The 25280-nt window shown below is 45.9% G+C and carries 27 protein-coding genes; 6 read left to right on the forward strand and 21 right to left on the reverse strand.

Going from position 1 to position 25280, the window contains the following annotated elements; genetic code table 11:
- Window positions 1-44 precede the first annotated feature (44 nt).
- Window positions 45-1748: an FAD-dependent oxidoreductase gene (locus ACYP03_RS13830; RefSeq protein ID WP_459780438.1), complete on the forward strand. Its 1704-nt coding sequence runs from the start codon at window positions 45-47 to the stop codon at window positions 1746-1748.
- Between the two features lie 102 nt (window positions 1749-1850).
- On the opposite strand, the gene ACYP03_RS13835 is transcribed toward ACYP03_RS13830, so the two are convergent.
- Together ACYP03_RS13835 and ACYP03_RS13840 are read right to left on the reverse strand one after the other, a co-directional pair.
- Window positions 1851-3509, reverse strand: coding sequence for an ABC transporter substrate-binding protein (locus ACYP03_RS13835; protein ID WP_459780440.1), 1659 nt, complete (start codon window positions 3507-3509; stop codon window positions 1851-1853).
- An 83-nt stretch (window positions 3510-3592) separates the two neighbouring features.
- Window positions 3593-4204, reverse strand: coding sequence for an outer membrane beta-barrel protein (locus tag ACYP03_RS13840; protein WP_330959363.1), 612 nt, complete (start codon window positions 4202-4204; stop codon window positions 3593-3595).
- 416 nt (window positions 4205-4620) lie between these two features.
- Here ACYP03_RS13840 and ACYP03_RS13845 point away from each other — a divergent pair, with 416 nt between their 5' ends.
- The 4 genes from ACYP03_RS13845 to ACYP03_RS13860 all read left to right on the forward strand — a co-directional run bounded on the left by ACYP03_RS13845 (window position 4621) and on the right by ACYP03_RS13860 (window position 7826).
- Window positions 4621-5328, forward strand: a complete 708-nt coding sequence (locus tag ACYP03_RS13845) for a CDP-alcohol phosphatidyltransferase family protein (RefSeq protein ID WP_248140496.1) — start codon at window positions 4621-4623, stop codon at window positions 5326-5328.
- Window positions 5321-6253, forward strand: coding sequence for a phosphatidate cytidylyltransferase (locus ACYP03_RS13850; RefSeq protein WP_459780443.1), 933 nt, complete (start codon window positions 5321-5323; stop codon window positions 6251-6253). The genes ACYP03_RS13845 and ACYP03_RS13850 overlap by 8 nt, the downstream gene beginning before the upstream one ends.
- Before the next feature lie 7 nt (window positions 6254-6260).
- Window positions 6261-6923, forward strand: coding sequence for a lysophospholipid acyltransferase family protein (locus ACYP03_RS13855; protein WP_248140498.1), 663 nt, complete (start codon window positions 6261-6263; stop codon window positions 6921-6923).
- 138 nt (window positions 6924-7061) lie between these two features.
- Complete coding sequence (locus tag ACYP03_RS13860) at window positions 7062-7826, forward strand: DUF4344 domain-containing metallopeptidase (RefSeq protein ID WP_248140499.1); 765 nt, start codon at window positions 7062-7064, stop codon at window positions 7824-7826.
- A gap of 104 nt (window positions 7827-7930) precedes the next feature.
- Here the strand turns inward: ACYP03_RS13860 and ACYP03_RS13865 are convergent, their stop codons facing one another.
- The 11 genes from ACYP03_RS13865 to ACYP03_RS13915 form a co-directional block, all read right to left on the reverse strand.
- Window positions 7931-8482: a GNAT family N-acetyltransferase gene (locus ACYP03_RS13865; RefSeq protein ID WP_459780445.1), complete on the reverse strand. Its 552-nt coding sequence runs from the start codon at window positions 8480-8482 to the stop codon at window positions 7931-7933.
- A gap of 298 nt (window positions 8483-8780) precedes the next feature.
- Window positions 8781-9137 (reverse strand): hypothetical protein, encoded by a 357-nt coding sequence (locus ACYP03_RS13870; RefSeq protein WP_459780447.1) that lies wholly within the window; start codon window positions 9135-9137, stop codon window positions 8781-8783.
- A gap of 145 nt (window positions 9138-9282) precedes the next feature.
- Window positions 9283-9747, reverse strand: coding sequence for an EthD domain-containing protein (locus ACYP03_RS13875; RefSeq protein ID WP_459780449.1), 465 nt, complete (start codon window positions 9745-9747; stop codon window positions 9283-9285).
- 314 nt (window positions 9748-10061) lie between these two features.
- The gene (locus tag ACYP03_RS13880) at window positions 10062-10421 is read right to left on the reverse strand and encodes a ribonuclease E inhibitor RraB (protein ID WP_459780451.1); all 360 of its coding nucleotides are present in this window, start codon (window positions 10419-10421) and stop codon (window positions 10062-10064) included.
- A 177-nt stretch (window positions 10422-10598) separates the two neighbouring features.
- Window positions 10599-11198: a rhomboid family intramembrane serine protease gene (locus tag ACYP03_RS13885; protein WP_459780452.1), complete on the reverse strand. Its 600-nt coding sequence runs from the start codon at window positions 11196-11198 to the stop codon at window positions 10599-10601.
- A gap of 68 nt (window positions 11199-11266) precedes the next feature.
- Complete coding sequence (locus ACYP03_RS13890) at window positions 11267-11599, reverse strand: hypothetical protein (RefSeq protein WP_330959355.1); 333 nt, start codon at window positions 11597-11599, stop codon at window positions 11267-11269.
- 127 nt (window positions 11600-11726) lie between these two features.
- Window positions 11727-13352, reverse strand: a complete 1626-nt coding sequence (locus ACYP03_RS13895) for a hypothetical protein (protein ID WP_459780454.1) — start codon at window positions 13350-13352, stop codon at window positions 11727-11729.
- A 543-nt stretch (window positions 13353-13895) separates the two neighbouring features.
- Window positions 13896-14264, reverse strand: a complete 369-nt coding sequence (locus ACYP03_RS13900; RefSeq protein ID WP_459780456.1) for a VOC family protein — start codon at window positions 14262-14264, stop codon at window positions 13896-13898.
- A 193-nt stretch (window positions 14265-14457) separates the two neighbouring features.
- The gene (locus ACYP03_RS13905) at window positions 14458-15084 is read right to left on the reverse strand and encodes an RraA family protein (RefSeq protein WP_459780459.1); all 627 of its coding nucleotides are present in this window, start codon (window positions 15082-15084) and stop codon (window positions 14458-14460) included.
- Between the two features lie 113 nt (window positions 15085-15197).
- Window positions 15198-15647, reverse strand: coding sequence for a hypothetical protein (locus ACYP03_RS13910; protein ID WP_459780460.1), 450 nt, complete (start codon window positions 15645-15647; stop codon window positions 15198-15200).
- Between the two features lie 164 nt (window positions 15648-15811).
- The gene (locus ACYP03_RS13915; RefSeq protein ID WP_248140510.1) at window positions 15812-16429 is read right to left on the reverse strand and encodes a class I SAM-dependent methyltransferase; all 618 of its coding nucleotides are present in this window, start codon (window positions 16427-16429) and stop codon (window positions 15812-15814) included.
- A gap of 439 nt (window positions 16430-16868) precedes the next feature.
- On the opposite strand from ACYP03_RS13915, the gene ACYP03_RS13920 reads away from it, so the two are divergent.
- Complete coding sequence (locus ACYP03_RS13920) at window positions 16869-17183, forward strand: YceK/YidQ family lipoprotein (protein ID WP_248140511.1); 315 nt, start codon at window positions 16869-16871, stop codon at window positions 17181-17183.
- 89 nt (window positions 17184-17272) lie between these two features.
- Here the strand turns inward: ACYP03_RS13920 and ACYP03_RS13925 are convergent, their stop codons facing one another.
- The 8 genes from ACYP03_RS13925 to ACYP03_RS13960 all read right to left on the reverse strand — a co-directional run bounded on the left by ACYP03_RS13925 (window position 17273) and on the right by ACYP03_RS13960 (window position 25018).
- Window positions 17273-17686, reverse strand: a complete 414-nt coding sequence (locus tag ACYP03_RS13925) for a GFA family protein (protein WP_459780463.1) — start codon at window positions 17684-17686, stop codon at window positions 17273-17275.
- Between the two features lie 257 nt (window positions 17687-17943).
- A complete protein-coding gene (locus ACYP03_RS13930) occupies window positions 17944-18483 on the reverse strand; it encodes a SanA/YdcF family protein (RefSeq protein WP_459780465.1) in 540 nt (179 codons plus the stop codon).
- Between the two features lie 37 nt (window positions 18484-18520).
- Window positions 18521-18964, reverse strand: a complete 444-nt coding sequence (locus tag ACYP03_RS13935) for a hypothetical protein (RefSeq protein ID WP_459780466.1) — start codon at window positions 18962-18964, stop codon at window positions 18521-18523.
- Window positions 18965-19529: 565 nt separating this feature from the next.
- Window positions 19530-19871 (reverse strand): hypothetical protein, encoded by a 342-nt coding sequence (locus tag ACYP03_RS13940; RefSeq protein ID WP_459780468.1) that lies wholly within the window; start codon window positions 19869-19871, stop codon window positions 19530-19532.
- Between the two features lie 526 nt (window positions 19872-20397).
- Window positions 20398-20817 carry a GNAT family N-acetyltransferase gene (locus tag ACYP03_RS13945; protein WP_248140515.1) on the reverse strand — a complete coding sequence of 140 codons (420 nt, stop codon included), beginning with the start codon at window positions 20815-20817 and terminating at the stop codon, window positions 20398-20400.
- A 341-nt stretch (window positions 20818-21158) separates the two neighbouring features.
- Window positions 21159-22418 carry a DegT/DnrJ/EryC1/StrS family aminotransferase gene (locus tag ACYP03_RS13950; protein WP_459780471.1) on the reverse strand — a complete coding sequence of 420 codons (1260 nt, stop codon included), beginning with the start codon at window positions 22416-22418 and terminating at the stop codon, window positions 21159-21161.
- Between the two features lie 12 nt (window positions 22419-22430).
- Window positions 22431-23789 carry an NAD(P)-binding protein gene (locus tag ACYP03_RS13955; RefSeq protein ID WP_459780473.1) on the reverse strand — a complete coding sequence of 453 codons (1359 nt, stop codon included), beginning with the start codon at window positions 23787-23789 and terminating at the stop codon, window positions 22431-22433.
- A 38-nt stretch (window positions 23790-23827) separates the two neighbouring features.
- On the reverse strand, window positions 23828-25018 hold the full coding sequence (locus ACYP03_RS13960; protein WP_459780475.1) for an MFS transporter: 1191 nt from the start codon (window positions 25016-25018) through the stop codon (window positions 23828-23830).
- Window positions 25019-25280 lie beyond the last annotated feature (262 nt).

The following is a 25280-nucleotide window of genomic DNA, read 5'->3' on the forward strand; positions in this document are numbered from 1 at the left end:
TTTTAAAGTTTAAGCATTCAAGAAAATTAAATGGTGGAATTTTAATGACGAAAATCGTAATTATTGGCGGCGTCGCAGGCGGCGCTTCCGCAGCTGCCCGTGCAAGACGTTTAAGCGAAGATGCGCAAATCATCATGTTTGAGCGTGGCCCCTATATCTCATTCGCCAACTGCGGCCTGCCCTATCATATCGGCGGAGACATACCTGAGCGCAGCAAGCTGTTGTTACAGACACCAGAAAGCTTCAACAGCCGCTTCAATGTCGATGTACGTGTGATGAGCGAAGTCATCGCGATCAACACATCCGGCAAATCCGTCACAGTCAGAAATGGTGTCTCGGGCGAAACCTATGAAGAGCCTTATGACCACCTGATCCTCAGCCCGGGGGCCGCTCCCATCATTCCGGACATCCCGGGACTGCCAAACCCGCTGACACACTCCCTGCGGAATATCCCGGATATGGATCACATCATCCACACCATTGAAATGAACAAGGCTGAACACGCAACGGTCGTCGGTGGCGGGTTCATCGGCCTGGAAATGATGGAAGCACTGCATCAGCGTGGCATCAAAACCACACTACTGGAATTAGCCGATCAGGTGATGACACCGACCGACCCTGAAATGGCCGGATTTGTGCATCAGGAAATTCGTGAAAAAGGTGTGGATCTCCGGCTGGGCACCGCGCTGACTGCCGTGGAATATAACGGCCGGGAGCCTGTCGCCAGTGTCGATGCGGGTGAAGATGACAGCGACCAGCACCTGCTTGGACACTTACAGCTCACGCTCAGTACCGGTGAGACCTTGCAGACTGACTTGCTGATCATGGCCGTCGGTGTCCGCCCGGAAACCACTCTGGCCAGCGCTGCAGGACTGACACTTGGCCCGCGGGGCGGTATTCAGGTCGATGATCAGATGCGGACCAGCGATCCGGCCATTTTTGCCGTGGGTGATGCCATTGAGACGCTTGATTTTGTGACGGGTGAACCGATGCTGGTTCCACTTGCAGGGCCTGCGAACCGTCAGGGACGCATGGTTGCCGATGTCATCTTCGGCAAAGAAGAGCACTACCAGAACACTCAGGGCACAGCCATTTGTAAGGTTTTCGATCTGGCCATTGCCTCCACCGGCATGAATGAAAAACGCCTGAAGCATGCAAATATTCCCTATGAAAAGGTATATGTGCACACTGCCAGCCACGCCGGTTACTATCCGGGGGCGGAAGCGGTTTCCCTGAAACTGATTTATGCCCCGGACAGCGGAAAAATTCTGGGGGCTCAGGCTGTCGGCAAAGACGGAATTGATAAGCGCATCGATGTTCTGGCGGTGGCACAGCGTGCCGGAATGACCGTGGAACAACTGCAGCATGTCGAACTGTGTTATGCGCCACCCTACGGTTCCGCGAAAGATGTGATTAATCAGGCTGCCTTTGTTGCCTGCAACATCCGAAGCGGTGACATCACTCCCGTGCATTATCACGAGCTGGGTGAAATCAGTGAACACCAGATTCTGCTCGATGTGCGTAATCCGGGAGAACTGGACGCTCAGGGAGCAATTCCGGGTGCCGTCAATATTCCGGTCGACAGCCTGCGCGAGCGTATGGATGAACTGCCGAAGGACAAAGAAATTCTGGTTTACTGTCAGGTTGGACTGCGCGGCAACGTCGCTTGCCGTCAGCTGAATCACCGGGGATACACAACGAAAAACCTGGTTGGCGGATACCGGACTTATCGCATCGCGCAACAATAATGCATCAGACAGCATTCTGAATCAGGGGATTCGTTCCCCTGATTGGAGCGTGTTGATTTTCCCTGTCGCAGACGCGGTCGCTTGCTTTGGTGACTCGCCTGTCTACTCGCCGTCAATCCAGAGTTTGTGAAAATCACTGTAGCCGGTTTTCGTCACCTGAATCCCCCTGACCTGACAGACGTTCAGGATCTCTTCTTTGCCGAAGAAAAGCGGCAGATACTGGCGTGACGCCAGCAAGTCCTGCTCAATTTTCACGAACGCGTCAGCAGGTGATTGCAGCGACACCGCCTCATCCACCAGCCGCTGATGCTGACGCCAGGATTCAGGTTCAGCATACAAAAAGCGTAAACCTGAAGAAGCCAGCATCCACTCATACACCCCATATTTATGAGGAAGCTCCATTACTTCTTCCAGAAACAGTACATCAGCCCGGTCTTTCATCAGAGACGGATTGCTGATATCTGTCAGCTCAATCACTTCCAGCTCCAGCCCGGTCTCTCTGATCACACCGTGCAGCCATTGTGCCAGCTGCGCTAAATGGGGAATCGTCCAGCGAGGTTCGGTCAGAATCAGTTTTCCTTCCAGCTTGAGGTCTGCAGGCGGTGCTGAATCTGATGGCGCTGAAAACGACAGTCCGGAGACGACATTGCCGCCATCAACAACATTTCTTTTCGCAGCAATATAATCAATGAGCTGCTCCAGATCTTCAGGCAGAATCTCGGCATCTTTGCGAAAGCGTGCCGTCAGATAAGAAAAGGACTGCAGCGTATAGGTTTCTTTGATCCCATCATCCTGACTTTGCTGCCCCAAGTATTCGCTGAGCTCTCCTCCCTGATGACTGAGTGTAATCCGGTCAAGCAGTGCAGATTGGCGGAAGTAAGCCGGGTGTATATTCAGCACCAGCTTGTCGTCGTCCCAGGCTTCGATACAGAATGGTCCTGTTCCAACAAACGCCTGACGGCTATCGCCATAATGCCTGACATCCCGGGTCACGATCGACGCATGAGGCACCGCGAGTGCATGAAGAAAGAGCGGGTTTTGGGCTTTCAGCCGAATACGCAGACTGTGGGCAGATAACTGGCTGATTGATGCAATCTGGCTGAACAGATAACTCACGGGTCCGCTTTCAATCACCAGGCGTTCAAGGCTGGCAATCACATCCTCAACCGTCAGGAATTCACCGTCATGGCGTCTGATATTTCTGCGGATCCACAGCGTCACGTCGTTGTCTTCAGTCTCCCAGGCGTGAGCAATCCCCGGCAGCAGTCTGCCCTGCTGATCCTGAATCAGTAAGGTGTCATACACACTTTTGATGACTTGCAGTTCAGCAATCCGGTAGGTTTTTGCCGGATCAATCGTATCAACCCAGGGATAACGTGTAATGAGCAGCTGGTTATTGGCTTCATTCCAGGCGTTCTGTTTCTCGGTCACCTGGGATAACGCCCGCACGGCTGTAGCGCCATAGAGCGACAATAACTTAGACACAGAGCCAAAGTGACCACTCGCAATTTCCGGTTGCAGAACGCTGCAAATCGCCTCCTGCAACGACACTTTCACCATGAGTGTACTTGCTTTGCTTCTTCCGACAGAAGGGAACCAGTCGATCCAGCCGGCTTCGCACAGCTTGCTCATGATGGTCGACGTATTGCGTCTTGACGTGGACAGCACGGCCTCTAATTCTTCAACGACAACAGAATAGACCGTCCGATATTGATATTTGGAAAGGAGTTGGTTCAACCTTCTGAGATTCGCTTCACTCACAACATTCTCAGCCAGAGATACTCAAGGGGAATGCATCATAAAGCAAAAAGCCCCCAATGGGTATGGGGGCTCTTAACCGATGATCAGAAATGGTAGCTTAAGCCCAAAGACAATTGCTGAAACTCAGGCTCAACTGACAGTGATGCACCGGCAACATTCAGCACCTCCAGTTCCGGCTTCAGATAATCCCAGTTCGCACGGACTTTCAGATGCTCATTGAAAGCATATTCAGCACCCAGACCAAACATCAGTGTCGTGTCACTGGTGGAAACCGTTGTATAGCCAGAATAACCATACACGCTGTTTGATGCCGTAAAATCGGCACTGAAGTGCGCAAGGCCTGCTTTTGCAAACACAGCAAACTGCTCGGTCAGCGGCAGTGACAGTTTCGGCTGAACCGCGAAATAGGCCATGCGGTCAACGGTGAGGGTTTCCTCTTCAAGCGCGTCAATACCACCAACCGTCACTTCTACCCCAATATACGAATTGAAGTTATAACCGGCGAACAGGCTGCCGCTCACCATGCTTTCATCTGCATCGTACGACTGAGAGCCCGACATTCCGAGAATATTGCCGCTGATATCAACGCTGTTGATTTTTGTCTGACCGAGACTTGCCCCGATATAAGTTTCTGCCTGTGCAGAAAAAGAAGACACACAAACTGCAAACACTGCGAAAGGAATAATTTTTTTCATTTTTCATTGCCCTGTTTATTTTGATGTCTATCCACTGCGCTTCCATGGGCAATTCAATGACAAAGCTCCGTTTGCTGAATAGGGGCGCAATCATGCAGAAAATGAACAGGGGAAAACAGGAAAAGATACGGCGTTTTTTTTCTCGTTTTTGTCAGTATCCTTTTCATAATGAAACAAAAGGTTGCGGAAATTTTTTCTGCCTGGGGATCACTTCCTCTTGAAACCAGATCAAAAAAGCTTACTCAATCGCTTGATATTCAATCCGGTTAATTTATGTTGTTCTCTTACTCTCAAAATCCGAGCCATACGTTTCTTTGTGAGGCTCACAGCGCTTCCGCCGGGATGTACCGCCATGATTCTGCATTTGGCTGAGTTCATTTCCAGGCAATTGAAACTTTTACAATTATGATGGATTTATGAATCTCAAAAATCAGCCTGAATCCGAAGCGAACCGTCGTCCGTTAGCGGTCCGGGACGTCGCACTGACCAAACGTATTGCGGTGTGGTTAAGCCGTAAAAACATCACGCCGAATCAAATTTCACTCATGAGTATTGGTTTTGCCGTGATCGGGTTCGCCGCCCTGCTCTGGTATCAGGACGCATCCAACGCTGTGCTTTTACTGCTGGCGGCTGCCTGTATTCAGCTTCGTCTGCTGTGCAATCTGTTCGATGGCATGGTCGCTGTTGAAGGCGGCAAAAAAACACCCGCCGGAGAACTGTTTAATGATGTACCGGACCGCATTGCCGATCCGCTGTTTATCATTGCAGCCGGATTCGCAACCCATTCAGATTTCGGGATGACGCTGGCCTGGAGCAGCGCTCTGATTGCAGTACTGACCGCCTACGTCCGTGTCTTAGGTGTCAGCATGGGTTGCCCGGCCGATTTCCGTGGCCCGATGGCCAAACAACACCGGATGGCACTGCTCACGGGCAGTTTCATTCTGCTGTTTATCAGCCGTATCTTTGACTGGCTGCCGGATATCCTTGGCTATACGCTCGATGCCGCACTGGCAGTGATGCTCATCGGCACCGTGATCACCACCTGGCGCCGTCTGGCAGGCATCTATCACTTTAAAGCCAGTGAGCACCGCGCTGAAATGACCGGAGACACGCATCATGACTAGTATTCCTCCGCATTCGCTGCATCTGATGATCGCCATTCTTGGCGTGCTGGTCCTGGGCACGCTGGTGTATTTATGGAAATCCCGCGCCCATCCGGACCGGGATTATCTGGAACTCAAACTCCGTATCCGATCCTGGTGGTGGATGATTGGCATCGTCTTCTTGGTGCTCTATCTGCCCCTCACCTACACCCTGTTTTTTGTCGGTTTTCTCAGCTTCATGGCACTGAAAGAGTTTCTCTCAATCGTGCCGACCCGAATGACCGACCGCCGGGTGATTTTCTGGGCATATTTGTCGATACCGTTTCAGTACTACTGGCTGTCCATTGGCTGGTACGGCATGTTCATTATTTTTATTCCGGTCTATGTCTTCCTGTACCTGCCGATGATGATGGTCCTCATCGGAGATACCAAAGGCTTTATCCGCTCGGCTGGGATCATTCACTGGGCGATGATGCTGACCGTATTCTGTATCAGCCACATGGCTTATCTGCTGGTCCTGCCGAGTAAAAATCCGGATGCCGGTTCAATGGGGATGCTGCTGTTCCTGCTGGTCTTTACGCAGTTCAACGATGTTTGTCAGTATGTCTGGGGGAAATCCTTCGGCAAACACAAAATTGTGCCCAAAGTCAGCCCGAACAAAACCTGGGAAGGTTTTCTCGGCGGCAGCGCTACCGTGATTCTGGCTTCTTACTTTGTTGCACCATATCTGACTCCCCTGACTTCGTTCCAGGGACTGGTGGCCGGGATGATCATTGCGCTCAGCGGATTTATCGGTGATCTGGTGATTTCTTCTGTAAAACGAGATCTGCAAATCAAAGACACCAGCCAGTTCATTCCGGGACACGGCGGCATTCTGGATCGCATCGACAGCCTGATGTTCACAGCACCGCTGTTCTTCCATTACATCTACTATCTCTATTACTGAGGAAGCTATGGCTCACTTACTCAAGGTGTTGTTCGTTTTTTTCATTGTAAAGCCCCTTGTGTTTGTGGGCTTAGGGCTGAATATCATTCAACGGCAGAACCTGCCGGCAGACGGTCCGGTTGTTGTCGCAGCCAACCATAACAGCCATCTGGACACACTGGTTCTGCTGGCCCTGTTCCCGATTTCAATCATCCACAAAGTCCGCCCGGTTGCCGCGGCGGACTATTTTCTGGCAAACAAGTTGGTAGCCTGGCTGTCACTGAATGTCATTGGCATTATCCCGCTGCGCCGCTCTCCCTCCCCCAGCCAGCGTGAAGCGGTTTTACAGGAATGCCATCAGGCACTGGAACGCGGTGAAATTCTGATCATCTTCCCCGAAGGCAGCCGGGGCGAACCGGAAATCATGAGCGGACTGAAGAAAGGCATCTACCATCTGGTGAAAGACCATGAGCATTGCCCGGTCACACCTGTGGTCATGCGTGGACTGGGCCGCTCCCTGCCCAGAGGCACCGCAATGTTCGTGCCCTTCAATTGTGATGTCGTGATTGGCGAACCCATCGCACATTTCCAGGATGCCGACGACTTTGTCAGCACGATGCAGAATCAATATCAGGCCCTGGCGAAACATTGCATCACACAAACTGGCGAAGATCATGAGAATGCGGAATAAACCACGCAACAGACTGGCAGGCTCTGATTGCTTTTTGAACTAAATTCGGGAAAAATCTGGCGCCTGCCCCTGTCAGAATCAGAACACCAAACGGTTTGTGTTCTGGGATAACTTCTCCGATATCAATAAGGAAAAAGCGTGAAACTCCCCGTTGCCGCAGTACTGGCCTGCTTATGTACCACGCAAGTGATTGCAAAAGAAAACATTCATATCGAACTGCAGCCACCGCAAACACGAGATGAAAAACAAGCGGCCAGTGAAATCAAGACCAGTCATGTGAACCAGACGCTGACCGAACTTTCCGATCACTTTTTTCCATTCGAAAAAACATTGAATATTGTCTACGGCAAAGATGAAGGGCCTTTATACAACCCGGAAAATCATACGATTTATATTCCCTATGATTTTTATACAGAGTCCCGCAGCTATTTTTCTGAAAATAAGTACGAGAAGAAATACGGAAAATCTGCACAAGAAGGTGCACTGGATACACTGTTGCATACCCTGCTGCATGAAGTGGGACATGCCTATATTGAGGACAAGCAGATCCCGGTACTGGGTAAAGAAGAGGACGCCGTCGATAATTTTGCGACAATCATTTTGCTGAACTATGTCGATGACGGTGATGAAATTGCTATCAGCGCCGCAGACATGTTCGCATTCGAGTCGGCGGATCGCCCCGATTACTATGATTTTGGTGAGTATATTGATGAGCATAGTTTTGACTTACAGCGTTATTTCTCAACACTTTGCTTAGTCTATGGCAGCAACCCGGAAAAATTTCAGTATTTACTGGACGAAGTCGAAAAGGATTACCTGAAAGACCGGAAAGAATTCTGCGTCGAAAATTTTGAGGTGGTGAACGATAACTGGCATCGCTATTTACCGTCAGACGAGCAGTAGTCTGCCAATCATTGTCTCCGAGTGAACAACAGCATGTGACCCTGTCTCTTCCTTCCGGGCAAAGACGTGGTCACCTGCTGGAAAAACATAAAATAGTTCATTGACTAACTTTCAAAAGAGACACACGAGCCACGCTGTTCCCATTCACTTCGAAGCACACCATACTTCACAGAATCATAATATTCCCCCTGGAAGTAACGCACTTTACGCAGTCTCGCTTCTTGCTGAAACCCAAGCTTTTCAGCACAAGCCATCATCCGGGGATTTCCGGACCAGGTTGTCAGGCCGACCCGTTCAATTTCAAGCGCTGAAAACAAATGGCTGATCCATTGAGGTAAAGCCAGAGCAGCCAATCCTTTTCCCCAGTCATCAGATTGATAAATGATCACACCCATTTCCAGCCAGCGCGTCAATTCACATTCCCAATAATAACTGACAGAACCGACAGGCCTACCACTCATTGCAATTAACTGCATGGTCTTTCCCTCGCACATGCGTGAAAAGGTACTTTGGGCAAATTCAGTGAAGGATGGCGTGGTATAAGGAAAATATGGCCCGTTAAACTGTGTCCAAGCTTCATCTGAAGTCACTAAATGATACAGCTCATCTAATTCACTGAGTCTTGCCGGTCGAATCGTCACTTCGTTCTGTGTCATTTCACGTCCTGTTTCATCAAATTAAGCTGATATTGCAGATGTCACAAATATTACCAGCGCTATTTCGCCGCAGTATTCAATCCTGACAGCGGCATGGCGTAGCACAAATTCTGTTCATTGCATGGCCTTTGCTCAGCGTCTCAGCAATAACAGTACTACTGATGTACCAGCCACCAGAGAATTCACAGCAATAGAAAATACTCCGTCCTTGGGCTTTATCTGAAACATACTGCGCCAAAGTAAGCGCTTTCACGGGATTGGAAGGAATACCATCACCACGGAGATAAATATTCGCCAACTAAAATTTAGCGAACAGTGCGTCACTATTTTGATTAAAGTACCCCAGTTTCCCCATGGCCCCAACTTGCAAGCTGTTCACCCACTCTCCTTCAGACTCCTGAGCCGCAACTTTTTCATACCGCTGAATCGCAACCGGTATATCTTTCTCTACACCTGAACCCAGTTCATAAGCAACTCCCATACGAAGTTGTGCCCAGGGTTCACCGCGTTCTGCTACCGGTTTTAACACTTCAAACACCGTCTCGTAATCATACTTTTCCCAAGCGACATCCACAGTACGCTCACCCGGGTTGGGATTTGAACCGGCACAGGCAGTCGGGCCAAGTATTGCAGTCAGCATGCAGATAATTTTCATCAATGTCCTTATTGATGGAAAAAGTAACTGAAAGAAATGGACGTTCGTTTCCTTATCGGCTCAACGTGATTCACAAAAACACGCCAGGAATTCAAATGCAGCGGAAATCGCCCCTGAAGCATCCGCTGCATGTCAAACCGATGGCTCAGAATTCGTGTTCTTCAACAATAAATGCTGAAGATTTATCATGGTCAATGAAGTTTTTCTCATCTTCAAGCAAAGCCGCACTTAACTTCTGGCCTTCGGGTGAACTCATCCCCGCCATCAGCGCGTCAATCGACTCAAACCAAACCTCGGCAACCCCGTCGTACTCAGGCCGCATCCCTCTGGAATCTCTGAGCATCTCATTGAGTGGTGTCTCTAACAAATGTGATTGCACGTATCGTTTGGCGCCCATCGCATCAGCATTTTTCATAAAGAACGGACCATGCTGATTCATCCAGTAATCCCTGAATGCCTCCCGGGTCATCTCTGGATGTCTGGTAATACACATCACAAACTTAATCATCGTCTCCGACTCCTCTGCGGATAAGATATGGATACGCAAGCTTGCTGCAGGAAGTATCACAATAAGATCCGGCATACAGCGTGAATCACGACCGTCATCCACCGCGATTTATCCATGGCTTCCATGACTTTTCAGGCAGTCCAATCGTATTAACTCACCACACTAAACGATGCGCGTGACCTGCCAGGTCGCCGTCCCACAAGTCACATCAAGTATAGTGAACGTGATTTGAACATTTCAGAATGAGCCTGTTGCTTATTATCTACAGCCTCGGAACGACGATGCTGCAAACTAGCCTGATACATCATCATTGCACTTTCTGCCTCCTGAGCACCGCACATGTCATGAATGATCCTTTCCGTAGCCCAGATTTAAGCCATGTGTTTTACCTGTCAGGCTCTGGCAGGTTGAACACGCTATTTCCCGGCAGGCCCAACGTCCATACCGTCATATGAGTCGAGACCAAAATCACTGGCGAACCGGTAAAACTCATGGTTACGCTGAAGCAAACTCTCGGGGGTATGCGTTTCTACTTTCTCAACATGAAGCCAAAACAAATCCGGCTCGCTCGGTTCTCCTTTCTCAGAAAGATAAATGCCAACGAAACGATATCCTTTTGCAGCGAGAGCATCCTTCGCCCTCTCAAGGCCGGATGGTTCATGATGTGTAAAATAATATCCCCACAACATGTCGCCAGAGATATCCCAATCCGTTTTCTCTGAAATATCGGAGAACATTGCCTCCAGCTGTCCGAATTGAATCCGCTGATCCGGCACGCCTTCACTTCCGGGAATGCGTCTATTGAGCAACTGAGAATGAACAAGGCAATCAAGGTTTTCATCAAGTTGTCAGCAAATAACATGCATTTCCTGCCTTCATAGCAATGAGCAAAACAGATTTCTCTCAACCGGTTACACCAGTTTTACGCAATCTCAGAGTGCCTGGCGTTTCGTTCACTTCACTGGAGGTTTTCGGACATAAATGGCGGCAATCATCAGTCCCGAAACGAAACTGACAACATGTCCCAGTTTTGGGAGGTGATTTTCTGCGTAGATTATATCTAAAACAAATGCCGGGAAAATCACCAGACCCAGCACGAAAGCCGTCATTTTATGTCTCAGCTGACCCGACGCATACAGCACTGTTCCAACAGCTGCGAGGGCCAAGATCCCCTGAGAACCGCCAGTTCCAAGATTCCAGGGAGCTGGTACCGTCAACGTGCTGACAAACGTACCTGCAGATCCCCCCAGAAACCAAACGAGTGCCAAAACAAAACGTCCCACCCGCGATTCAAGTAAACAACCTAACGCAAACAGTGAGAGCACATTGTAAAACATATGAAACTGCTTCACATGAATCAGCTGTGATGCGAATAGCCGCCATAATTCAAAATTGACAAGATGCTCAAGCGTATAACCACCAAAGGGTTCCAAATCAGGCACTTTTATCTTTCCGATGAGAGTGCCTGAAATTGTATAGTTCACCGCTAAAGACACGACAAATGTCAAAATGCACAGAATGACAGTGAGGTATGGGAATCGGTGTATCTGCATCTGTTATTCCATTCTGACAAAAGCTCAATAAGCTTATTTACTGAACACTGTCTGCTCAATCACAGCGTCTAGCAGGCCACATCACCCACACAGATATAGTCCACATCGGCTGAATTTCCCCATGCATTACATGTATCCAGGTAATTCACTCTGATGGGTGATTTCGAATGATAAGCAGCAAGAACCGCAGATAATGTCGCCGGATATCTCGGTGATGTACTGTCCATTGCAAACCGGCCTGTTGTATTACATCCCTGAGCAACATTATTATTCAATTGGAAAATAATAATTTCTTTTTGCTCATGTGAATATGGGATATACCCGGATATTACACCGGATTGAACAGATGCATTCACCGAAAATGATGTCAATGCAATGAGTGTTGCAATTCGTTTTTTCATCTCAATTCCTTTTAAAGTCATGATACACAAATAAAAAAAATAAAACGGAATCAATATATTCCGTTTTATTTAAATGTCATGTTAACTCATACTCAGACAATTGAGCATCATTTTGTATTGCGTCATCTTACTTCTTAAAGATAACTTCATCTATGACAGCATCTTCAATCGATTCCCAGTTCCATCCCCATGGTGACTGAAGATACGCAATGAAATCTGGTATTTCAGTGTTCACTTCAATTTGACCAGAACCACCAGCACCAGATGATTCATGGAGATAAAAATCCGTTCTGGGATAATCTGTACACACAGATTTCATACTGCCACAATTGAAGTTTAAATTTGTCCAATGTAAAGTTTCTGATGCATCCAGCTGAAGTGATTTACCGGTATAATCTTTGCCTTCATATAAGGTCACACAGTTTGTATTATTATTTTCGTTCATCATTAGTGTTGGTGCATCTTCTCCAACTTTTAAAAAAGTAAACGCAAAACTTTCAATTGCTGTTTGTGTAAGACTCCGGTACGCAGCCATACCAACGATGGCATACCCTTCTCTTTTGTATGAACAGACAAGACTTCCATAATCATCGTGTGTTCTGATAATCTGATCATTGCTTAACACAAATAATATATTCTGACTCTCTCCATCAAGAGTCATCCCTTTATGTACTCTGATCTCTTTAATATATAAAGGGCTGATATTCCCAGAACCATTTGTAGGTTTACCGGCTTCCGCTTCCCCCGGATAGCCTGTTGTTGCTTGCTCAGTATTCACCCAAAATAAATTATAAACAGCCGGGTTATCAAAATCGTGCATCATCTGCCAACGAATGTAGTCAATATTTGAAACAGGCGTATTCATACTCCCTTTGTTCACACAGAGTGTTTTATGAATTTCGCTGTTCGGTGCAAGTAGAGAGTCTACATAATATGATTCAAGTGAACCTTGAATTGCTGACCGTCCTGAGACAAGATCGTGTACATAAGCAACAGGGAAATTCGCCACATCTACACTATAATCGTGACCATAGAAATCACTGAAGTTTCCATTCAAAGCATATGCAATCTGATTAACAACTTCGCGTAAGTTTAAGCTCACCCACATTCTAAGCTGTTGAAATTCGTTGATGTCATTGATAGTAGAAAAAATGCTGTGCATATTTTCTTCAATAAACAAACAATAATCATTTGCGTTTATTAATAAGCTTTGTAAATTGGTTAACTGACCTCTTAAAAATGACTCTTCAAGAGAAAGGGTTTCTGTATATTTCTGGTTAATCCAATAAGATGCCACCATTGATATCCAAGTAGAATAAAACCCAGCAGTGTATGCAGCCGATCTGATGTCATTTTCAAAACTAAATTCTTGTGCAACCCCAACCATTTCCATTGAAATATCTTTATACCTGACATAAGCCTCTTGAATATTCCCATCAGCGATTAAGGCATCAATAGACTTGAATTTTTCTTCGTATTTATTGATTTTGTTATCCAGGGACTGACAAATGGTGTCTAATATTTCTTTTTCTATATAGTTTTTTGCTCTACATAAAAATAAATTATATAAATTACTATAATCTGGATTACTCTTAGGCCATATAATGTTAATGATTTCTGATAGTGGTTTACCGACTTCTGGGATCGCGCCTGCAGAAATGACGAATACCTTTTTCAAGGCATTTAAAGCATCGTAGTGAGCATCAACATTTATTTGTTCACATCCTAAATCATAACTGTATTTTTCATTCATAATTTTAACCTAGCTTTATGTTTGATGATGTCAGTCAAGTTTTGTGAAGAATTTTGAATCTGCTGTGATGAAAAATGTTAAAAGATTAATTACAGAAAACGTTTTTACAGTAACTGAGCGAGAGAACAATTAAACTTTCGCTCAGATAGTTCTTTATTCATCACTAACTTCACAAAATTTATGGTAAATCTAAATTGCAAAACAGAGCATACCTCTGCAGATTCATGATTACAACCACATCAGATCTCATTATATAATTGTTGATTCACTAGATAGCCATGCCAACAGAATTAAAAATTCATTCATCAATAATATTACTCAAAAGTCAGAACATGAACGGTGTTAACTCTGTTTAAATTGAACCTTCAATATCAGGTTATGGCTTCTCAATAAGTCCAGTGATATTTTTTATTCTCTTCATTTCAAACATTCAATAAACCCAACTCATGAGAACATGCGTCACAATTCGTCAAACTCTCAGCCTCTATTTCTTTTCTCAACTTTCAGCATGAAAAATTGCGACGCTTGCTTCAAATTGAAGGGTTAAGCTTCAGGGCTGTGACAAACCACTTCGATGTTATGCCCGTCAGGACCAATGACAAAAGCAGCATAGTAGTTCGCGTGATAATGCGATCGCAGACCTGGCTCACCATTATCTTTGCCGCCTGCCGCCAGCGCAGCCCGATAAAAATCTTCAACTTGCTGACGGTTTTCAGCCGCGAAAGCTAAATGCAGATGTGACGGTTTCTCATCCGTCTGAAATAAGCACAGTGACGTTTTATCGTCTGCACTCAGCTCAATTCCAAGCTGGTTCTCTGCAACAATGACGACACCAAGCGGTTCAAGTGCCTTGAGGAAGAACGCTTTACTCTCATCATAATCACTGACGCCAAACACAACGTGGTCAAACATAAGGTCTCCTTACCCTTGAAAAATCCTAATCAACCGATAACCATGCTCGCTTAGCGAGCGCAGCCATTTCATTTACTTCAACTTCGCGAAAGACGAAAAGTCATGTCTTCAACTGGAAGCTTTCACTGTCTTCCTGATTAAACTCATCCCTCATCGCACTGATGTCACTTTTGATAACTTTGCGGAATCCAGCTCAGACAGAGTGATTACGCTTTTGGGCCACTTCAAGCGCTTTTTGTATTTTGATTCGATGATTCGCTTCCCATTCGGCCAACTGCATACCACGTTCTGCATCCAGTTTTTCTTTTGCCATCTGGTACACTTCATTTGCTCTGGATTCCGGAATCGCAACAATGCCTTCCATATCAGCGACAATCATATCCCCGGCACTAACCCTCACCCCACCACAAACAATCGGCATGCCTGGCTCAAAAAACTGCTGCTTTTTACCCGGGACAGGAAACACGCCTTTGGCATACACAGGAAATACCATCTTGGTTATCTCACCCAAGTCTCGGATCACACCGTCAATAATGAAGCCCTGAATACCGCGTTCTTTTGCCACTGCACAGACATTCCCGCCCGCGACTGCATACTGACAGTCAACACCGTCTACAACCACAATGGAGCCTTCAGGTGCACTGTATATGGCTGAATGCAACATCAAGTTATCACCAGGCGCCAATTGCACTGGGTAAGCGGGTCCGGAAATTCGCTTCATATGCTGCCAAAGCGGACGAATCGAGAGATCAAAAAAGTGTTCGCGACTTAACACATTTCCATAATCAGTCGTCGCCAAATCAGAGAAATTCAGTTCCATCTTTTCTTCCTTTATGTCCTTCAGTTCAGACAAGACGAGCATTTCCAGAAATAGATCTAATGCAATCGCCCAATCTTTCTCCGTTTTATCAATACAAAAATGAATTCATGTGTTCATTCATGACGGGCTTGCCATGTCGCTCTTCGGCCAAAGCCAGCTTCGCTTTCATGAACCGAGAAACGCTGCCCACAAGCTGAACATTGACAGTCAATCTCTGATTCAGATGTCTTTTGATTTGAATTACATGCTCGTATTTTCACCCATCCCCGCTCTGCTTCAGCATAAACAGAATACGAGCAAATGAAATACTTTGAGCAGCGGCATCCTGTTTTCTGAACCCGCTCTAAGAAGCGCACGATTCGGTCAACTGAAATAAGGATTTTCTGCTTCTCTGCAAGTCCATCCCAAACGGATGACCTCGACAATGACACAATATTGACCAGATGATGGGCAAGTTCAACAAGAACTTGATTATCCGGTATATTCAAAACCCTGTATGACAAATCCGAGATTTCTCTTTCATTGCCAGAATTGAGAGACAAGAGCAGCGATTCAATATTCACAGACAAAACCTGATATGAATGAGGTTAATGCAACTAAATATAGTTTCACTCCCGTGCCAGCAAGTATCAGCGCTGTCACTTATTTGTGATTTTCAAACATCAGATCATTTGGAAAATAAACACTTTCCTTCTGAATGGTGAACAATCAAAACCTGCCCCATGGATCAATACAGGTCTCTTACACGACGCAAACAATACCAATGCTCGTCCGGACGAAGGACCCATTCCAGTAAGGGCGGCAGCTTGAAGAAAGACGGCTCAACGCTGGTGATCTGCCAACCGGCAAATGCAGTCTCGATTTCTTCACGATCGACGCCACGAATCAACGGACGAATACGTCGCGGCCAGCATAACAGGATCACAGTGGCATCCGGGGTAGCCAAAGCATCCACACATCGAGCCATATCGCGCTGCTGTTCAGTGTTGAAATCGTGAAACGTACCGGTGTCCAGAATCAGCCGGAAGCCAGAACCCACGTCAGTTTCTGAAAGCCGGGTGACGTCTCCCTGTACTATCGTCATCTCCACACCCTCAGCCTGAACCCGCTCACGTCCTCTTTCCAGCGCCTTCTCAGCAAAATCCACACCGGTCACCTCCCAGCCACGCTTGGCCAGTTCAATTCCCCAGATAGCACTGCCTGTGCCAATATCCAGGGCACGCCCGTATGGCGGCTCACGATCCTGCTCTGCGCGAACGAGCTGCAAAGCTAAAGATTGAAAAAATTCCTGATCGGTATCCTCCCAGGGATGAAAGCCGATCGCATATGCAAATTTCCAGTTCATGTGCCCTTCCTTACACCGCCAGAAATCACATGTGCCAGCGCAGAGGCAGACGGTCACTGTCGAGCGTCTGGTCAAACAACATGTGAGGCATTGCCCTCTGGGCTCAAGGTGATTTCGGATAGAGATGGAGCAGCAACTCCGGTTCCAGAATTTGTCGCGCAATGCCGCTGTAATGATAGTAGTCGTTTTTTAACCGCCACTCATTCAATCGGTTCATTCACCGCCCATGGCATGCAAAAGAAGGATTGGTTCGTTACAGCTCCCTATTGCTGAAACCGCAAAGGTAACCGGATCACAATTCATGCTACCTGTTCATTGCTGTCTGAAACTGAGCTTAAATAAAACTTAAACTTATCAATAAGTTTGAGGCTTTACATTTCACTAAATATCTGTGTATAAGAGTCGCCTTTAATCAGCAGTCCTCTTCAAAAATAAAACCATGAAAATACTTTATATCATCATACTCGCCATTTCGATTTCAGGCTGTTCCAGTATCATTGCCCGAGTGGGTGAGAATCATCAAAATGGGAATGAATATGCTGGCTTTGATTACGCACTGGAAAATGCGGCTAATTGCAATTTTTCGTTATTTGTAAATGCTCCGCCGGCAATCGTCCTCATGCTCCCGATATCAATCGCTGATATCCTTTCGTCTGCAATTCTGGACACATTGCTTTATCCGATAGATGCCTTAATTGAAAATAATAACCGGTACAAATCAGCACTATGCCGGGCGTCTCTGCACTCAAGATAATTTGGTTTATTCACCAGATAAAGTCAGTTGACTCCGTTTAAGTTCACCGAAAGATGGAGCATCAGTGGCATAAATCTGGCCCCCGATGCTTACGATGATCTTTTGCTGCCCGGGGCTCGCGTTTCCAATTGGGGAAGCGAATCGGTGATTTGATACCAGGGCGCTTTAGACGATACGAAAATATGAGACTGAGGCGTTATTCCCGGATCGCCCTGAACTGTCCCGAGCGTGATGCTTGTAACCTGGCCATCTTCCGTCCCGGCCAGAGTCGAGCCGCACGCTTTACAAAAGCACCATCCATTGCCTTGTGGCGTTTCGTAGACCTGCAAAAATTCTTTCCCATCCACCCAATGAAAATCAGTCGGATTTACATCTGCATAAGTCGCAAACGCTGCGCCATGTTGTCGCCTGCACATTGAACAATGGCAGTTACTGGCTTCAAGGAGCTGCCCTGTTACCTTATAAGAAACGCTGCCACATAAGCATCCACCTTTGACTCCCATAGCCACATCTCCCCTATCTTTCAAACCAATGGGCGGGGCCCGCGCTGATCCTCTGACAGATAGAGAGCGTCGCTTTGAACCCGGATCCAGTCAGCATTTACTGTGGTGTCTGTAACAGATTAAAGATGGCAGGAGAAACCTTAGAGGACAAACGCTGTATTCAGTCTGTGCTGGATCCAACGAAAAGACAGCACAATGATCCCATCAACACATGTACCAAGGAAGCGCGCAATCGGAGCGGTTCAACATCGCTGCAGTCATAATCCTTTCATCCAGTATTTCAGCCATGCAGGCACTTCACGGACGTATGAGTAAGTATCGCGCAGCTCAGTATAATCAGGCGCATAACCGTAAACTTCATCAAATCCTGCATGTTTTAATGAAAGCTTTGCGCGAGAGAGGTGGTAGCGTTGTGAAATTGCAACAACCGACATCCCCTGCCCGAACTTAGACACCGCATGCAATGAAGTTAAATGTGTATTGATGCCACTGCTATCAACATCAATATCCTTTGAGGGGATGCCTTTCACAATCAAATAGTCTTTCATTACCATCGCTTCATCAAAGCCTTCCGGCCCGGTTCCGCCACTGACGAAAATGCTTTCAATCTGATGATGCTGATACAGGTAAAGTGCTGCGGCTAACCTTGCTTCCAGCCTGTCCGATGGCGAGCCATCAGGCTCGATTTTATTGCCATAGACAATACCAACATCCGCGACGAAATTTGTTTTACCATGTGAATCGACATAAATCGCCAGGATGCAAAGAGTAAAAATGATGCTCAAAGCACCTAACATTCCGACCATCAAATGTGGGACTGAATCAGGATATGGATTATTCATATTCAAATATGACAACAAAGTTTTGTGCGATTTTTTTATCCTCTTCAGATAAACCAGAAACAGGAAATGGTGCTAATTTTTTCAATTCATCACTTGCAACATCAAACATTTCATTACGACCTGACGATGAAATAAATTCAGTGCTTTTAACAAAACCGTTATCATCCAAAATAACTCTCATTTTAAAATGACTATTTTTAAATGATTCTATGTGGATAAAATGATTATCAATTCTGTTTTTAACTAGAGCTGCCCAAAGATTCAATTTCGTTGGAACTGCATGTTTACTTTCAAGGCGTCCCCTATATTGATTTAATGTCTCGAGCATTTCAAGGTATTGCTTGACGCGATTGTTTCGTTCTGCAATTTGTTCTGCCGTTGGTGTCATCTGACAACCAGCCAACAAAGCAATTATAAATAAACAGATTACCTTCATCGGTGATTTCCCCTCAAAACACAGAGAAGTAATGATGTTCTTCCGTCAGGAAGAAGATATTCATACACTGATTTCTCAATTTTCATCAACAGCAAAATATACAGAAGTAATATTGCTACTGCTCTTCTTTTACGTGCTTTGCCAGATAATAGTCTTCTGAAAAAACTAAGCTAAGCTATTCTTCTTTGCTTTTAAAGCAAAAATCAGAGGATACGCTTGACTAAAAATCAAATCACAAGTACATGCCTTGCGTTCAACTCAGACGCAAGTGACGCAGAAAAGATCAGGTCTGATGAGCCAATTTTACCTACTTCATTGCTGTCAGAATGCCAAAGAGGATGGCATTCAAAATCCGAGATGACTTTAATTGCTTTCATTCTCTCTTAGTACAAAGCACATATCATTTATAAAATAGCCAAACCTAACTCAACAAAACTGGCCACTTTACTGGAGTAATACTCTGCAAGAAATCGCCAAAGAAATCGAATTTATTTGATTAATTTGTGATATATCGCCCTAGAAATGAAAATATTTGGTTTTGAGTGACCAAAACCATAAAAAATATTTATGTGCTTGATTGAATTTTTTTAATTTTAATCCAGAAAGATTCTTGGCACTGATTCGTAAATGTTTTTTTCTTCGGCGTAATTTCCATCTCTGCCGGTTGGGAAATGATTTCATAGCTGATCCAACACTCAGGACATGCTTGTTCACTATATTTATTCGTTTGATCGCGTTCGACCTGATTTTTTAATATCACACCATTTTCAAACTTCACAACCAATTCTCTTTTTTCAATCATGATGTCTCCGTCTACAGCCGTACTCTGATGAAATTCTTGCTCCAGAACTGACACGCCATTCACTTTCTCTTTAAGAGCTAAAACATATGTAAATAGAGAATTCATGTTATTTCATCCTAAAATTAATATAATATCCTGTCTCTAGACCCCAGTGGCAACAAACCAAATTCCTGTCGCTGCGATCAAGGTAAAAGGGATTGACGAACCGATGATGCATCGTTTATTGAATCGTTTATGAAACAAAAGCATCAAACATAAATATGGCATCCAAACCACCGCTGAATACAGCAATGTAAAGCCGACAACATAACGTCCTTCATAGCCTACTGGGTTAGACCCATCATAATATGCTGAAATTCCTATCGTATTAAAATAACACAGGCCGACCATAAGCATGAAAAGGCATACAACTGCGATCTGGAGTAATGACTGACGATTCATTTAAAAACCACTTGGTGGAAGCAGAGACAAACATAACCGAGTTCCCGGCATGCGAATATACATCACCCAATTCTACGCATATTCAGCATGCCATTCAGAAAGATAGACTTGATCGCTAAATACTGCTCACTCGCTACCGAAATCTTCGGGTTTCAGTGTGTTCCGGCTTGCTTTACTTGCTGTGCTCATTTTAAGCCAAGCTCTTTTGATAGAAAATTTTATCAACCCCAATTTTCGGAAAGTCTGTATATCGGCCAACCTCTTTAAAGCCAAGCCGTTCATAAAATCCGGGTGCCTGGAATGTATACGTATCCAGGTATATGTTTTTTACACCCAGACTTCTGGCTTCTGACTCAACAGAATCAATGAGTTTGCTTCCAAGACCTAACCGACGGATCGGCTCAGATAACCAAAAATAGTTCACATGAAGGCTGCTCAAGATGACCTTCCCGACTAAACCACCAAGAATTTTGCCATCTTCATCCCGAATGAAAGCACCAAAACCTTTCTCATCAAGATCAGGAAAATGTGGTTCATTATATTCAACTAAACCACGATATATTTCAGATATCTCATCTTCAGATGGTGAGACAGTAAAATCTAAATTCATCTTAACCTCAGATTGAACAACAACTGACATGGGACTTGACGCTGTCAGGTCTCAGCGATGCCTCTGTATTGCTGATTCCGGCATCTTCAAATACATCCCAAAGAGCGACCTGACGGATCTGCACCAGAACAGACACGCTACCGCTCTTAACACTGAAGTTACCCGGCAGGTCTGTTCTGAAAGAACATCGCATGATATTTCGATATGGGACAGATTTCACCATTTGGCGTCTTTTTGATTATATATCTGTGGCTTAGGACAAGCTTCAGGGCGGTAAAAAATCGCCCCCAAATCAAGGAGGCGATTTTATTCACTTCAAACGTTATTGCATCAGCGCAGAACTACTTCTTGTAGTACTCATAAACTTTGTTGAATGCCGCGGCGAAAAGCGCCATATGCTGTTCTGAATAGACCGGGTGCGTATGGAAGACGATGGATGTATCACCCAATTGTCTTGCCGCCGGGCAGTCGGTTTGCGTGTAATCAATCTGACGATGCGCCGGGTCATTAAACGGATAATTATTGGTGCCAAATCCATTTTGTTTCTGGAATGCTTCTTCGTTATAAACTTCCGGCCATGGCACCGGATAACCGGGTACGCCTTCTGCTTCAATTGCTTTGATGAACGTTTTGAGATCGCAGTTGAGCAGGCTGATATCAAGCACAAATGGTGCCCACCAGAATGAGTTTACCCGAACCTCATCATCTGCCGGAGCGTGCAGAACGAGAGGATGCTCCTGAAGCAATGCACTCAGAAAACGGCCGTTTCGGATACGCTGATCCAGTGCCGTTGCTTTGAAACGGGACAACTCGCAAAGACCAATAGCAGACTGAATCTCAGTCATCCGGTAGTTGAAACCAACCTGCGTGTGAATATAAGGAAGTTTCTGAGCAATTTCGAACAGACCCAGTCTTTTGGCAACGTCATAGCCATGATCGCGGAAAGAACGACATTTCCAGACCAGATCTTCCGAGTTCACATAGACGGCACCGCCCTCACCGCCGGTTGTTATGTGCTTGCTCTGGCAGAAACTGAAACAGCCGGCATCGCCAATCGTGCCCAGATAAGCATCTTTATATTTAGCCCCTAACGCCTGTGCACAGTCTTCGATGACCTTCAGGTTGTGCTTTCTGGCGATAGCCATGATGGCATCCATGTCAGTCGGCACGCCAAAAGTATGCACAACAACAATCGCTTTGGTTTTTTCGGTAATTTTACTTTCGACGGATTGCGGGTTCAGTGTATGGGTATAATCAACATCAGCAAATACCGGCAAAGCTCCCGCCTGGAGAATTGAAAATGCAGTGGCGATAAAAGTGTAAGACTGGCAGATCACCTCATCGCCCGAACCAATCCCCAGCGCAGCAAATGCCGTGTGCAGTGCAGACGTCCCGTTGGTTGTGGTGACAACATATCCGTCGCCCAGATAGGCAGCTAATTCGGTTTCAAAAGCCATGCCCCGTTTACCGGTCCAATAGTTAATTTCGCCGGTTTTCAGGACAGATTCGATCTCGGTCATCACAGAGAGGTCAAGACTTGGCCAGGCAGGCAAAGCTTCTGAAATCACTGGGGTGCCGCCTTGAATTGCAAGTTTACTCATGATTTTTCCTACTTAAAGATGTGAGGCAAGCCAACGGGAGAGAGAACAAATCGTTAATGCAGGGTTCGCAATACCCAGCCGGGGAAATGCCCCGGGCCCGATGGCATACACGCCCGGCATGGACGTAAGCTCCAATGATTCGGTCAGTGCAATATCACCGCTGCCGCCAATGGGATGCGTGCAGCTTTCATGCTCATAAGCGCCATAAGGGAATACAAATCGTGTGTACACATCGGCTTTTTCAGTTTGATTCAGCGCATCCAGTGCCTGATCAAGCTCGGTTCCTTCTGTTGCTCCGAAGAATGCGCCCGATTGCTCTGTGAGCGTGTCAAACAAAGGCACTAACTTTGTGTTCAGTTGATCACTGGCAAAGTCCACGATCCGTCTGGCAAGCTGGTTATAATTCTCAACCGCGGCAGCAGCATGATTCGACTGGATTTCCAGCGTGGTTTTCCCTTCACTGTATCGACAGTGCAGCTCACTGAATTCAGACTGCTCCGGGTTTTGCTCCATCACCGCCATCAGTAATATCAGGCGCTCCCCACGCTCGAAGTTCGGGCGTTCAACGACAAAAATATTGGCATTGAGATCGTGATGCTCACTGAAACCATGCCACAGCATTTCATGGCGATAATCAGCAATCCGGTCGCCGCCTTTGGTTTTCACGGCTATCCCCAGGCAGTAGTGATCAGTCACCCGGGCGGTCGTTGAGTGTCCCAGCGATTGCGTAATAATCTTGTTATTTACCAGTGCCGAGGCCGAGAGAATGCATCGCTCAAACGGCACTTCATTCATCGTCTGGCCTTGTTCGTCAATCAGATAAAACCCTTCCGGTTTCTTGTCTACTCTGGCAATGGTGGCACGCTCAATGTTGATCACCCCGTCCCGGACAAATGGTTCAAGCTGATATAAAGGGCTGTAAGACGAAAACGCAGCATGCTCCCCGACAACGGCCGCCTGAGGTGCATGCTTCAAAGGCATGCTGACCGTCTGCTGCCGGGTCATTTCCGGATATTTCTCGTTGAATTCCTGCTGCAGCTGACGATAGAGTCCACCAGCACCGTTCAGGCGTTTTTGCCAGACTTCCGGCCAGCTTTCCAGCGCTTGGGGTTCAAGTGGCAGCATGACACCGTGATAGCACAGCGAGCGACCGCCCAGGCGTTCACTGATTCCGCCAATGGCCCAGTGTGCATCTGCTGTCCAGTGCACTTTCTTTTCGTCACCCGCCAGCACCCGGGTATCAAAATGAACATGGCCTTTTCGTAGATCTGGCCCGGCTTCATAAACCACAATTTTGTTCCCCTTCACGGCGGAATGAAGCGCGAATTCGAGACCCGCAAGCCCTCCTCCGACTACACAAAACGTCGACATATTTTCTCCCTGATTAAAAGTCCCTTTCGGGTTTAAAATTATCGTCTGTCGGCGAGGTAAAGAATCAATAACCCCAACAAACCGACAGCCGAAGAAATAAAAATGGTTTTTCCGATATCGAAGAAATAATTACCAATAAAGTAGACAATCGATGAAACAGATGAAGAGATAAAAAATGAAATGGAAAGTAATGAACTGCCGATACCAGGCCGCCCTTCAGCCAGTGATTGTAAAAAACCAATCGGAATACTGATTAAACAAGCGGCCCCCAGCGCGATCATGGGGATTAACAGATAAACATGAATAATATCCTGCGTGACGGACAATAACATGGTAGAGACAGAAAAGATAAATGCACCCGTGATAATGACCCCGGATGTTTTCTTGCGCTGTGCCGTCTTCGACCAGTAGAAAATAAAGAACACTTCGAACACTGCAATACAGGCTTCAAAGATACCGATATCCGAATACTCTCCCTTAACCTGATTCACAATAATAAAAGGTACCGTTGCATCCAGCGTAAACAGCATGTTGGTGACCAGAGAAACACTCACCAGTTTCAAGATATTTTTACGGTGAAATACCTTGGACACAGGCTCTGAAGACAGCTCAGATTGATAGCTTTCATTCACAAACTTTTCTTTCAGATAAAGCGTAAAAATGAGACAGCACATGATCCCTGAAAACAGCCAAATGAAGATCAACTCTTCTTTTTGTAAGGCCAGCATGCCAATCATGCCTAATGTCAGCACATATCCCATGGAATAGGTTGATCGAAGGGCCGCATTTTCATGATGAGCATTCGCTGCTCCTTCCACATTCCGTTTGGCCGCGGCATACCCAAAAATCAGTGAATTCAGCACACAGAATACGGGCAGCAGCAGACAGTTCGCTAAAAAGTAGGTCAGCGTATTCGGCCAGACATAAACGGCGATGTTCCCTAAGATCCCACAAACGCTGCAAAGCACGATGAATTTGACAAAACTCCCTTCTTTATCCGACTTCATGCCAAAGTAAATGCTGAAGAAGGTAATAATGACGCCTGAGAATAAAATCACCAGACTGTAATAAATCTCAGGTAATCCGATGACATCGACACCAAATATATTTTTATAGGGGTTCACCGCCGCATTTGCACTGGCAAACAGTAAAATCGCAAACACCTGTTTATTGAAGAATAATGAAGTGGATGAATCTGACCGGCCAAGTGACTTTAAAATATTGAACATAATATGCCTTTGTCTCACATACACAAATGAGAACATCATCAAATAAGGATTATTTGTATTCCTGACTATAAAGAGAAAGGTCAGTTGGCGAGAGCGTAATGACAGGTAAAACTTTTTTAAACGACCGAAATAAATTTACTCGAGTGACTTTGAATTCCCTTTAGAAAACATTCAGCAATCAGACAGTAAAATGTGAGCCAGATTTTCCAAGGTGTTTAAAACACTCATAATATCACGCTGATAAAACATTCATTTAATTCCG

It is taken from the genome of Photobacterium sp. R1 (assembly GCF_054600795.1).